Below are 12,687 nucleotides of genomic sequence, written 5' to 3' on the forward strand. Positions count from 1 at the left end.
GCGTTCGCAGATCCGACCATCGAGCAGTCGCTGTTTCTAGCCTGGCCGCGCAACACTTGGTCGACAGCGACCTGCAGCATCTACGCTCGCTGGTAGCCACCCGTTTCCCCGCAGCAGTACCATCCACGAACTACCCGAGAGCTTGCCGGCGCGACCATCGCGGCAACCCCCAGCTCGGCAGAGAGGGTCTGACCATGGAACGTCGAATCCCCAAGGTGCGCGACCTCGCACCGCTGATGCAGTTCAAGAAGCCGGAGTTCAACGCCAAGAAACGGCGGCTCGACGCGGCGCTGACCATCGAAGATCTCCGCAAGATCGCCAAGCGTCGCACACCGAAGGCCGCCTTCGACTACACCGACGGCTCGGCGGAGGCCGAACTGTCGATCGAACGCGCACGACAAGCGTTCCGCGACATCGAGTTTCACCCCGCGATCCTGCGCGACGTGGCCAAGGTGGACACCAGCTGCACCATTGCGGGCGGTCGGAGCGAACTCCCGTTCGGCATCGCTCCCACCGGCTTCACCCGGATGATGCAGACCGAGGGCGAGTATGCGGGCGCCCGAGCCGCCGCGCGGGCCGGCATCCCGTTCTCGCTGTCCACCATGGGCACGGCGTCGATCGAAGACGTGAAGGACGCAAACCCATCGGGCCGCAACTGGTTTCAGCTCTACATGTGGAAAGACCGGGACCGCTCGATGGCCCTCGTCGACCGCGCCGCGAAAGCCGGCTACGACACCTTGCTCGCGACGGTCGACGTGCCGGTCGCCGGTGCCCGGCTGCGCGACAAACGCAACGGCATGTCGATTCCGCCGGCGCTCACCTTCGGAACGGTCATCAATGCGCTCCCCCGGCCACAGTGGTGGATCGACTTCCTCACCACCGAACCACTCGCCTTCGCATCGCTGGATCGGTGGTCGGGAACGGTCGCCGAACTACTGGACACCATGTTCGACCCCACCGTCACCTTCGACGACCTCGCCTGGATCAAGTCCCAGTGGCCGGGGAAGCTCGTGGTCAAGGGCATCCAGACGCTCGACGACGCGAAGGCGGTGGTCGACCTCGGCGTCGACGGGATCGTGCTGTCGAATCACGGCGGCCGCCAGCTCGACCGCGCGCCCATCCCGTTCCACCTGCTGCCCAGCGTTGCCGCCGAGCTCGGTGAGCGCACCGAGATCATCCTGGATACCGGAATCATGTCGGGCGCCGACATCGTCGCCGCCATCGCACTGGGCGCCGACTTCACCCTCGTCGGCCGCGCATATCTGTACGGGCTGATGGCCGGCGGCGAGGCGGGTGTCGACCGGATGATCGCGATCCTGACCGAGCAGATCGAACGCACCATGCGCCTGCTCGGCGTCGCAACGCTCGACGACCTGAACCCCGGGCACGTCACGCAACTGATGCGGCTCATCCCGCGGACCGACGCCGCTCGGTATTGACTCGAAGAGTTCCCTCCGCACCCTGAGGCCCCCTCCGCTCCACGAGGCTCCCGTGGGTGGATCCTGTGTATATCGCTCCCCGGAGCTGCGACGTTACGCGGCTGTAGTCCGTTCGGGTGTTTTTACAATCAATGCGCCGAACAGGGCCGATACGGGTTGCCCGATCCCGTCGCGCGCCACAATACTGAGTTCTCACGTGTGCGCGAGTCGGTCCCAAGGAGTGTGTTCTCGATGTCGTACTACCCGCCGGGCCCACCGACGTCTCCCTCGGGCGCTTTCACCGGACCGATGGCTACTCCGCCGCGCAATCGACGGGCACTGACCTTTGTGCTGTCGGCCATCGTCGTTGTTCTGGCGTTGGTGCTCGCGGCCGGCGTGGTTCTCGTCGTGAAGGCCCGGGATGGCAGCATCCAGATCCCCGGACTCACACTCACCTCCGCCGAGGACCGCGGCGTCGACCCGTTCACCACCGCAGTCGCCGTCGCCAAGCCGTCGTCGCTCGGGAATGTCAAGCTCTCGGCGCAGGTCGGGTATCCGACGCAGGGCACGGTGACGGTCAACGGTTCGCAGCCCGGGCTCTATGGCGTCTACCCCGCCGAGACCGGTGCGTCGTCGATCCCCAACCAGCTGTCGCGCCAGTACGCCGCCAAGCCCGCGGCAGGCCGCGCGTTCGGTAAGGCCAACGGCATCAGCGAGGCCGCGGTGCCCTACTACCTGAACACCCTCACACCGGTGGTGCTGACCCGCGACACCTGGGTCACCGATCACCGCTACGCCAACGAATCGGCATCGCCCTATCAGGCGGTACTCGAGGCCGGTACGTGCGTGCTGGTCGACCCGGCCGGGGTCCCGCGCGTCCGCTGCATCAGCGGCAGTCCGCTCGGGCCGCCCGCGGCCGCACCCGTCGGCGGCTACCGCCTCGAAGGCAACAGGTGGGACGGGTACGAGACCGAACGGGTCACCCGCATCTGCTACCAGAATCAGTACGTCACCACGATCAACAACACGACGACGATCATCGAACGCCCCGGACCAGGACCGCAGGACGGCCCGCGCCGCGGCGTGCTCGAGGTCGTCGACGTGCGGACGGGCATCGTGGCGCCCCGACCGGTCGGCGGCGGCGTCGACCTCTATGGGCTGCCCCCCTTGCCGGCTCCACTTCCCGACCCCTTCGTCGCCAACACCCCCTTCATCGCCACGGACGAGGCACAGGCCAGAGACAACGGCCTCGCTCGCCCGGGCAGCCCGCTTCCCGCGACCGAGGTCACCGAACGGGCCACCGCGAACCGCGGAGTTCCGGAAGGTGCACCGGAGTCCGAGACGAGCGCGGCGCGGTCGAGTTCCCTCGAGGTGACCAGCACGCCGGGTGGCCTGGAGTCGACCGCCGTGTCGACGACGACGTCGGTGCCTGCGTTCCCACGTGGACCGCAGACGACGGAAACAACCACCACGACGGAGACCACGACTCCGACAACCACCACCGAAACCACAACGCCCACAACGACGGTCGAGACCACGACACCTACCACGACCATCGAGACCACAACGCCCACCACAACCGAGACCACCACCACGGAAACAACCACCACCGAGACGACGACCACCGAAACCACAACCGAGACCACCACGACGGAAACGACGACCACCACGACTGAACCGGTGTCCTAGCGACAAGCGCGCCGGCGGACGGGATCGTCCGCCGTCGTTCGATCGGAGTAGATCGACTCCTCATGTCGGTTCATGATCCGACATCCGATTGCCCGTTGGCACACCTCGCCCCGATACTCGAAGCACGAACACTTGCCCCGCGGCGAGCGCCGCAGGCCGTAGGAGCGTGCCGAATGTCGTACTACTCGCCGCCTGGTCCACCGACCTACCCACCGGGGCCTTACAGCGGAGCCCAGCCCGCTGCTCCTCGTCCTCGCCGCGGTCTCACCTACGCCCTGGCTGCCATAGTGGTGGTACTGGCCCTCGTGCTCGTGGCGGGATTCATCTTCGTCACCAAGTCCAAGGACGACAACTTCACGATTCCCGGCCTCACACTCACTTCTGCGAATGAACCCGGCATCGATCCGTTCACCACACCGGCCAACGTGGCTCAACGGACATCGCTCGACAAGGTGCATCTGTCGGCACAGGTGGGCGCACCCAAGGACGGCACCAGGCAGGTGAACGGCACCCAGCCTGGCCTCTACGCCCGCGGTGGACCGACCTGCGACACGAATGCGTTGGCACGCAACCTGACTGCCGATCAGAGGGCGGCGACAGCATGGGCCGGCGTCTTCGGGATCCGCACATCGTCGATTCCGCACTACTTGAACACCCTGTCGTCGGTGTCACTGACCGCGGACACCTGGGTCACCGACCACGCGTACAAGGACGGCAGCGCTCGGCCATATCAGGCGGTCCTGCAAAACGGTACGTCCGTACTCATCGACAGTGCCGGTGTTCCCCGCGTACGCTGCGCGGGCGGCAACCCGCTGACCCCGCCCGCCGAAACCCCGGTCGGCGGTTACCGACTCGAAGGCAGACAGTGGGAGGAATACCAGACCAAACTGGTCACCCGCGTCTGCCCCAACGATCGTCGCGTCGACACGGTCGACAACAAGCCGATGATCGTGCCCGTCCCGCCACCACCACCGCCCGGACCCGACGGCAATCAGCTGCCCGGGCAAGGCTTCTTGACGCTCGTCGACCCGCTGACGGGCAACACATACGGTCTCTACCTCCGACCCGAGATCAACGACATCTCCCTCTACCCTCCGCTGGAGGAGACTCTGCCGGACCCCATCCGCATCAACGTTCCGTTCGTGCCCGCCGACGAGGAGCAAGCTCGCGACAACGGCCTGGCGCGAGCGGGCAGCCCGTTGCCCGCCGACCATCTCCTCAGGGTCGCATCGGAGCAGCAGAATGTGCCGCAGGGCGCCCCCGATTCCGAGTCGAGCGAGCCGAACCAATCATCTTCGGAGTCAACCGAACCCAACCCCTCAGACATCTCGACCGAACCATCACCGTCAGAGGTCTCCACGGAACCGTCGACCGAACCCACCACCACGACGGAAGCGACCACTACGACCACCACGACCGAACCGACCGTCGAACAGACAACAGAGCAGACCACCGTGGAGACGACCCAGCCGACAACCGAACCGACCGTCGAACAGACGACTCAGCCGGAGGCGGTGCCCGAGGACACCGGTGCGGTCACCACAACGGCACCGGCGTCTTAGTGGTCCTGTCCACAAATTCGCCGGGGGTCTTCGGTGGAATTTCTGAACAGCACCACTTAGCGGTCACACGGATACCGCAGGTGCCGCGTACTGCGCGGTGGTGGTGAAACGCAGGTTATCGTCGACGAGTTCGCCACTGCGCAAACGACGTTGGTCCTCGTAGTAGTTCATCGACATCGTCCACGGACCCTCGATACCCTGCTTGGGCAGGTCGGCGAGCGCTCGCTTGACGTAGCCGGCGGCGAAGTCGAGTACCGGCTTGGTCTCCATCGCGGGGTCGGCCTCGGCGCGGACGGCGGCGTAGCCGTGTTCGTCCATGTAGCCGATCAGTTTGCACAGGTACTCGCAGAGCAGGCCGACCTTGAGGGTCCACGACGAATTGGTGTAGCCGATCGCCATCGCGAGGTTGGGCACGCCGTCGAGCATCAGCCCGCGGTAGACGACGTGGTCGGGCAGCGCGACCGGCTCACCGTCGACGCTCAGTTCCATTCCGCCGAGCAGTTGCAGGTTGAGACCCGTTGCGGTGACAATGATGTCGGCCTCGAGTTCGCGGCCACTCTCCAACAGGATGCCGTTCTCGGTGAAGGTCGCGATGCGGTCGGTCACCACCGACGTCTTGCCCTCGCGGATCGTCTTGAACAGGTCGCCGTTGGGCACCGCGCACAGACGCTGATCCCATGGGTCGTAGGGCGGGTTGAAGTGTTCGTCGACCGGGAATCCCGCCGGCAGGAACTTGGCGTTCACCGAGCGGATGACCCGCCGTGCGGCCTTCGGAAACCGTTGGCAGAACGTGAAAACGAGTCTCTGCTGCGCGATGTTCTTACGTCGCGCCCACTGATAACCGCGCTCGTCGCCGAGCAGTCGGCGCAGGGTGTTCGCGATCGCATCCTCGCGGGGAATCGGCATGATGTACGACGGCGTGCGTTGCAGCATCGTCACATGCCCGGCCTGCTCGGCCATCGCCGGCAGCAACGTGACAGCTGTTGCGCCACTTCCGATCACCACGACCCGCTTCCCGGAGTACTCGAGATCCTCCGGCCAGTGCTGTGGGTGGATGATCTGTCCGCGGAACCGGTCCCGCCCTTCGAAATGCGGGGTGAACCCCTCGTCGTAGCGGTAATAGCCTGAGCCACAGAAGATCCAGCTCGCCTTGATCTGGATCCGCGCGTTGTCCTCGGACCGGTCGATCTCGACCGTCCACTGCGATTCGTCCGACGACCACGCCGCCGACACAACTCGATGGCCGTACCGAATGTGCTCGGCGAGACCGTCCTCGTCGATCGCCTCGTGCAGATACGACAGAATCCGCGGCGCGTCGGCGATGGACTGCTTGTCTCGCCACGGCTTGAACTCGTACCCGAACGTGTGGAGATCGCTGTCGGAGCGGATGCCGGGGTAGCGGAACAGGTCCCAGGTGCCGCCCGCGGCGTCGCGCGCCTCGATGATCGTGAAGGTCTTCGACGGCAGTTCGGTGGTCAGGTAGTGCCCCGCGCCGATGCCGGAGATGCCGGCGCCGATCACGAGAACATCGACCGTGTCGACCGGGTTGCTGGTGGGCACTGGATTTGTTGTTGGCACTGGATCTGTTGTTGGCACTGTGCCTCCTTGGGCTGGCTGTTGCGTCCACAATCCCCTCGGGCGACACCAATAGCCAGTGACAGAACGCACCAGAATCGGTCCCATGAGGTGCATAATGACCACATGGTGAGCGACTGGCCACAGGTATCGGCCGCCGTGGGAGATGTGATCCGCCAGGGCTCCCAGCTGGTGCTCAACGCGCGCGACGATTGGGTGTCCGCCATGCACGACGCCGCGCTGGGCAGTGTTCGGATGGCCGCCGTGGCCGAGGACCCCGTGCTCGCCGAGGGCACCCGGCGGACCAACCTGGCCAACATCATGCACTGGGCCGCCGCCAATGTGTCGAGGCCCGGCGAACGGGTGTCGGTGAACATGACGCCGGAGATCGTGAACGCGACCCGCGATCTCGTCCGGCGCGGCCTCGACGAGTCCGCGCTCGATTCGTTCCGGACCGCGCAAAGCGTCGCCTGGCAGTTGTGGATGGAGATCTGCTTCGGGCTCACCGACGACACAAAGGTGCTGCATGAGCTGTTGAGCGTGACCTCGAGGTCGATCTCCACCTTCATCGACGACACCGTCGAGGCGATGACCAAGAGCATGGCCGCCGAACGCGCCGACCTCGCGCGCGGCACGCACGCGCAGCGTCGCACCACCGTGGCATTGCTCCTCGAAGGCGCGCCGATCCCCCGGGCTCGCGCCGAAGCGCAACTCGGCTATCGGCTGTCCGGCCGGCACACCGCCGTCGTGCTGTGGTCCGACGGACCCGACCCGGCGGCCGAACTCGAGGCGGCAGCCGCGGACCTCGGCCGGGTGACCGACCGATTCGGGCTGTCGGTCATCGCCAGTGCGTCGTCGTGGTGGTTGTGGCTGCCGACCGACTCGTCGTCGATCCCCGACCGACTCGATGCACATCCCACGATCGGCATGGCGATGGGCCGAACCGGCAACGACGTCGAAGGCTTCCGTACCAGTCACTTTCAGGCGCTGACAGTTCAGCGTGTGCTCTCGCGTATGACGTCCGGACGTCGGATTGCACGGTTCGACGACGTACGGCTGGTCTCACTGCTCGACACCGACCGGCCCGCCGTCGACGAGTTCGTGACCGATGTCCTCGGCGACCTCCACCAAGCACCGCGCGAACTCCAGGCCACCCTCCGCACGTGGATTGGTCTGCAGTGCAACACAGTTCGGACCGCACAGGAGACGTATACGCACCGCAACACCATCGTCCGCCGACTCGCCCGCGCCGAGAGTCTGCTACCGAGGCCCCTCACCGAGAATCTCGTCGACGTCGCCGTGTGCCTGGAAGTCCTCGAGTGGCGAGGCAAGTGAGGCTGAGCAGCTCACCCCCGCCTGAGGTGCGAGTACCCACCGCCCGCCGGCTGAGGCGCGAGCTCGCGAGCCTCGAAGCCCCTGGTGAGCGAACATCGTTGTCTCACCAGGCCTTCGAGGCTCGTCGCTAGCGCTCCTCACACCTCAGGCAGCGGTAGGGATTTCACCCCCGCCGGCTAGCGCTCCTCACACCTCAGGCAGCGGTGGGGATTCCACCCCCGCCGGCTTGCGCTCCTCGCACCTCAGCTCAGGGAGCAGTTGGGATCAGCGCGCGCGAACGCGCTCGGCCAGGCCGGCGCGGTCGGGCACGTCGACCTTCATGCATGCCCGGTAGATGTGGCCCTCCACGGTTCGCGTCGACAACGTGAGGCGCTCGCCGATCTCGCGGTTCGACAGACCCGCAGCAACGAGATTCGCGATCTCGCGCTCACGCGGCGTCAGCGGAAGCGGATCGGCCATGGCGGTGAGCGCCGGTGTCGTCAAGCCCCCGCACTCGGCAGCGAGCCGATAAGCGGCCGAGGCACTGCGCGTCGAGGCTCGGTTGTCGCCGGCCGCCGCATAGAACACCGCCGCTTGCGCCGCCGAGTCGGCGGCGCAGGCGAGTGCCCCGGTGGTCTCGAACTCCGCAGAGCAAAGCTCCAGTGCCGCAGCATCTCTTGATTCGACGGCGACCGCGTGCCGCACATATGCCTGCACGAGTTCGCCGTCGATGGACGCAGCGAGCTTCGCCAGTGGCTTGGCCGCGTCGGTGTCGCCCAGGCGAGCCGCCGCATGCAGGGCCTCGGCCGCCACGCTGCGTTGGGTGGACGCAGCAGCGAAGTCGGCGGTCTCGTGCGCCACGCAGATCGCTTCGGAGACTTGTCCTTCGGCGGCGGCGAGCCACACTCCGGCCAGCCGCAGAAGTGGCTCGAACACGGCGACGTGCGGACGCAGATCCTTGCGAACAGCGTCGGCCAGCGCCCGCGACTCGTCGATCTCGCCGAGCTGCGCGAGTACGGTCGCCAATGCCATTCGCGCCGGAAATCCCCATGCGGACATGACATCCGAGGCCATGGCGGCGGTGGCTTGCCGTAATGTCGCCGCCGCCCGATCCAACCGTCCTTGCGCCGCCTCGACGACGCCGGTGAAGGTCTGCGCCATGCCCCAGGCCAGATACTGGCCGGGACTCGAGAACTCGGCGTAGCTCGCGGCGAACTCGCGCGCTCGAGCGAGCCGGCCCGCATAGACCAGCGCCTGCAGTTCACCGAACACCGCCGAATACCGCACCAACCCGTCCATGCTCGGCGGGATCTCGACCGCCCGCGCGATCGCGAACACCTCGTCGGCCTCACCCATCAAGCACAGCGAGCGCTCGGCCGCGAACGCCGCCCAGTACGACGCAGCCGGGATGGCGGCGTCGTTGCCCAACACCTTTCGAGCGCGTTCTGCGGCGGCCACCAGGTTGTTGGCCTGCATGTCGCGCACTGCGGCAGCGGCATCCACCATGTCGACCAGTGCCGGCGTGCTGATCCGCGCCTGCAGGAGGGCCAGCATCTCGTCGCCCCGCTCGCCGTCGCCCATGGCGAAGTCGAAGTTCCACAGACGTGTCATTCCCCAACGGAGAACATCGAGTTCGTCGAGCGTGTCCGGATCGATGGCGACCATCACCTGCTCGCCCTCGTCGGGGCGGCCCTGCCAGAGCAGCGCTCGCGCAAGGAGATCCGCCGCATCCAGTCCACCGCCCCGCTCGATGGCGGCCCGGGCGAACCGCTCTGCCGCAGCGACATCCGACAGCGCGATGGCGCTGCGCGCCGCGTCGAGCATGACCTTCTGATCGGTCTCCTGGTCGCTGTCGATTGCCAAGTCCGCCAGCCTGATTCGACCCTGACCAGACTTGGGCCTGCCGCGTTGCGCGAGTGCGGTCACGAGTTCGCCACGCAGGCGGCGGGCACGCAGACGACCGATGCGTCCGCGCACCACATCGCCGAGCAGCGGATGCGCAAACCGCGCCAACAGGACCCGGCCGTCCTGGGTGATCCGGATCAGCCCACGCCGCTCGGCCTCTTCGACCTCTGCCTCGCCGGCAACCTCGACCAGCAGGTCGACCTCGATGGGCTCACAGAGGCTTAGCAGATTGAGCGCGTTGGTCACGCCGTCGGGGAGAGCCGCGATACGACTTTCCAGCAACGACGCGAACTCCGTGGTGACCGAGGCGTTTCCGCGAAGCTGCCAGATCCCGCCCTCGCATCGCAGACTGCCCGATTCGCGGGCCCCGGTGACGAGGTGGTGCAGGAAGAGGGCGTTGCCGCCGGACGCCTTCCACATCAGCTCCGCCGAGAGTCCTTCCACCTGACCGCCAAGGGTCTGCTCGAGCAGGTCGACGCTCTGTTCGCGGGTGAACGCGTCGAGTTCGATCCGATCGAGGTAGCGGTCCTTCCACAGCGACATCACGGCGTCGGGCACCCGTTCACCGCTGCGAATGGTGGCGATGATGCGGGCATCCCCGTCGATCGCGAGCTGATGCAGCAGGGTTGCCGACAGTGGGTCGAGGAGATGCGCGTCGTCGACGCCGAGGATCACCTCACCCGCGTCGAGCAGCGATTCGCGTGCCGCGGAAAGGTAACCGACGGCGTCCTTGGCGGTCGACGGTGGTACGACCGGCGCGAAGGCGCCAAGCGGGATGGATCGCGCCGACTCACTACCGACCACCCATCGCACATTGGGGAGGGTTTCGGTGACCTGACGGGCGAGCGTCGTCTTGCCGACGCCGGCCGAACCGGTGAGGACGATGCCGCGGCTGTGACCGTCGCTCGTCAGCAGCGCATTTCGCGCGGCGTCGAACTCGACGCGACGCTCGACGAGGGCCCACGTTCCCGACACGGCCCAATCGTACGACCGTCAAGCGCTGGTGGGAACCGGTTATCCGACCGACCGGCACTCGCCTCAGTCGGCCGGACCGTAGGAGAGGTGCAGGACGCCGTTGTCGAAAACGTCGTGGTCCACCAGGCGCAGGCCCGTCTTGCTCATGTCCTCGAACAGTCGCGCGCCGGTGCCGAGCACAACCGGATAGACCAACAGATGCAGCTCGTCGACGAGGCCGTCGGCGAGCATTGCCCGCACGAGTGTCCCGCTGCCGCTGACGTAGAGGTTCTCGGCACTCTTGAGCTCGCGGATCCGGTCGGCGTCGTAGGTGCCGAGTACCTGCGAGTTCTGCCAGCTGTCGACCTCCGACGCGGAGGTCACCACGTACTTGGTGCTGTCGTTGAAGAACGGTGCACCCGGGTCTTCGTCGGCCGTCCGCGTCGACCACGCTGGGGCAAACATCTCAAAGGTGTTACGCCCCAGCAGAATTCCTGTGCACTCCGACATGAACGACGACAAGACCGCGCCCTGCGCCTCCGGAAATCCGTACGGCATGGTGAATCTCGGGTCTTCGAAGACACCGTCGAGACTGACGAACTCGTGAACGTGGATCTTGCCCATGATAATTGGCCTTTCGCTGTATCAAGGATGCGGAGCTACTCGCACAGTTCGACCCAGCGTGAGGGCAAAACTCATCGGTGACCTAGGCGGCCGCGGCAAGGAGGGGAAGCACCACCAGCAACAGCAGAAGTAAAATGAACGGGATCACGAACAGCGCGATCGCCGGGACGACGCCGTTATAGGGCTGCGGAGCCGGTCCGATCGAGCCGGGACTGAACACGAACACCGGCATCCGATACTCGAGCGGCACCACCTGACCAGGAGCCACGTTGATCGTTGTGTCGACCGGTCCCACCTTGGTCGGGATCAGGTACGGCGCATGGACATGCACGTGGTGCTGCCCGGGCGGCAGCGGGATGTTGTTGACGCCCCACTCACCGGTCGGATACTCGTGCCCGTCGATCGAGATCTTGGGTTTGATCAGGAAGAAGATCCACATCAGCGGGAAGAACTTCGCGTCCAGCGACAATCCCTGTCCGCCACCCGGCGCCGACTGGTGCTGGGGAGCCTGGTGTTGCGGTGCTTGGTGCTGCGGCGCTTGGTGTTGAGGAGCTTGGTGTTGAGGTGGCGGCTGGTGCTGCGCGGGCTGGTAGGCCGGTCGCGCCGGCGGAGCACCGTATCCCTGTGGCACGCCGCCGGGACCCTGCGGGTAACCCGGTGGCGGCCCGTATCCCGGTGGCGGCCCGTAACCCGGCTGGGGCGGGTGCGGACCCTGCTGGCCTGGCGGCGGATACTGCGGCTGTCCGAACGGCGGTTGTGGTGCATTCACGATCATCGACCCCTGATGTTCCCCGAAAGTTGGCTCGTCGAAGCACTGTAACCCGATAGGTGTACCGCGGTCGCCCCGCACTCATGCGTTTGAACACCCCCCTCGGTGACGACAGAACCCCGCCGGGCCGAAGCCAGACGGGGTTCATCATCGCGAAGATCGGGCGATCAGGTCACGCGAGCGCAGCGACGAGGCAGTGTCACTGCCAGACCCAGATCCACCGGCGGCCGCGCGGGTCCCAGCGACGGATGCGACGACGACGACGCGGGTGCGGCTGCGGGTGCCGGGGCTGCGGACCCTGCGGTTGCTGCGGGTGCTGAGGGTTGTGCGGGGGGTTCGGCATTGGACGCCCTTTCATCTCTGGTCTCGAACCGGCACGCCGGTTCTCCTGACAGCGATGACTCTGCACACCGAAGCTTGGGAGAACTTCCCGTCTTCCTGGGAGGTTGCTGGTCGTCCGTACCCGCCGGGATGGTCCCGCCAGCCAGCTGAGGCTCGTCGCACCTCGGGGAGCAGTAGGATTCCTGCAGGTCAGAGCGCTGGCCGCCAAACTCTCTCGGATCAGCGACCCACCCGCCGACGTCGTCGGCAATCGTGGAGGCGGGAAGAGTGCGGCCTCATCGCAGAAACCGCACTTGTCGCCAGAAACCGCAGGTGTGGCCAGAAACCGCTGGTGCGCCACGGGTTTCTGACCAGACACGCGGTTTCTCAAACCACGACACGCCGACGACGCGCCTCGGTGGTCGGCGAAGCCGCCGTCGCGGTCAACCCTCACCGAGGTCCACCTCGAGCGCAGACCTCGGACTCCGAACATCATCGTCGAGCACAGAAAGCGCTCTTTGCCGCCAAGAAACTAGGGGAAGAACACTCGTCCCCT

Annotated in this window: 8 protein-coding genes; 4 read left to right on the plus strand and 4 right to left on the minus strand. The window is 66.3% G+C overall.

What is annotated here, in order from left to right; all coding sequences use genetic code 11:
* The first annotated feature begins 194 nt into the window (after positions 1-194).
* From MKW15_RS10020 to MKW15_RS10030, 3 genes are all read left to right on the plus strand, one after another.
* A complete protein-coding gene (locus MKW15_RS10020; RefSeq protein ID WP_276614795.1) occupies positions 195-1,439 on the plus strand; it encodes an alpha-hydroxy acid oxidase in 1,245 nt (414 codons plus the stop codon).
* 231 nt (positions 1,440-1,670) lie between these two features.
* On the plus strand, positions 1,671-3,107 hold the full coding sequence (locus MKW15_RS10025; RefSeq protein ID WP_240857458.1) for a DUF6777 domain-containing protein: 1,437 nt from the start codon (positions 1,671-1,673) through the stop codon (positions 3,105-3,107).
* A gap of 173 nt (positions 3,108-3,280) precedes the next feature.
* Positions 3,281-4,669: a DUF6777 domain-containing protein gene (locus MKW15_RS10030; RefSeq protein WP_240857459.1), complete on the plus strand. Its 1,389-nt coding sequence runs from the start codon at positions 3,281-3,283 to the stop codon at positions 4,667-4,669.
* A 63-nt stretch (positions 4,670-4,732) separates the two neighbouring features.
* On the opposite strand, the gene MKW15_RS10035 is transcribed toward MKW15_RS10030, so the two are convergent.
* A complete protein-coding gene (locus MKW15_RS10035; RefSeq protein ID WP_240857460.1) occupies positions 4,733-6,229 on the minus strand; it encodes a flavin-containing monooxygenase in 1,497 nt (498 codons plus the stop codon).
* Positions 6,230-6,370: 141 nt separating this feature from the next.
* Here MKW15_RS10035 and MKW15_RS10040 point away from each other — a divergent pair, with 141 nt between their 5' ends.
* Entirely contained in the window at positions 6,371-7,579 is a 1,209-nt protein-coding gene (locus tag MKW15_RS10040; protein WP_240857461.1) for a PucR family transcriptional regulator, read from the plus strand.
* A 264-nt stretch (positions 7,580-7,843) separates the two neighbouring features.
* Here the strand turns inward: MKW15_RS10040 and MKW15_RS10045 are convergent, their stop codons facing one another.
* From MKW15_RS10045 to MKW15_RS10055, 3 genes are all read right to left on the minus strand, one after another.
* Entirely contained in the window at positions 7,844-10,438 is a 2,595-nt protein-coding gene (locus MKW15_RS10045) for a LuxR C-terminal-related transcriptional regulator (RefSeq protein WP_240857462.1), read from the minus strand.
* Between the two features lie 63 nt (positions 10,439-10,501).
* Positions 10,502-11,041 carry a dihydrofolate reductase family protein gene (locus MKW15_RS10050; RefSeq protein WP_240857463.1) on the minus strand — a complete coding sequence of 180 codons (540 nt, stop codon included), beginning with the start codon at positions 11,039-11,041 and terminating at the stop codon, positions 10,502-10,504.
* 82 nt (positions 11,042-11,123) lie between these two features.
* Positions 11,124-11,810, minus strand: a complete 687-nt coding sequence (locus MKW15_RS10055) for a hypothetical protein (RefSeq protein WP_240857464.1) — start codon at positions 11,808-11,810, stop codon at positions 11,124-11,126.
* Between the last annotated feature and the right edge of the window lie 877 nt (positions 11,811-12,687).

The sequence above is a fragment of the Gordonia gummivorans genome (assembly GCF_022513585.1).
Lineage (GTDB): Bacteria > Actinomycetota > Actinomycetes > Mycobacteriales > Mycobacteriaceae > Gordonia.

Coding starts and splice junctions, on each gene's coding strand:
- MKW15_RS10020 (WP_276614795.1), top strand. CDS start 195: ATGGAACGTCGAATCCCCAAGGTGCGCGACCTCGCACCGCTGATGCAG.
- MKW15_RS10025 (WP_240857458.1), top strand. CDS start 1,671: ATGTCGTACTACCCGCCGGGCCCACCGACGTCTCCCTCGGGCGCTTTC.
- MKW15_RS10030 (WP_240857459.1), top strand. CDS start 3,281: ATGTCGTACTACTCGCCGCCTGGTCCACCGACCTACCCACCGGGGCCT.
- MKW15_RS10040 (WP_240857461.1), top strand. CDS start 6,371: ATGGTGAGCGACTGGCCACAGGTATCGGCCGCCGTGGGAGATGTGATC.
- MKW15_RS10050 (WP_240857463.1), bottom strand. CDS start 11,041: ATGGGCAAGATCCACGTTCACGAGTTCGTCAGTCTCGACGGTGTCTTC.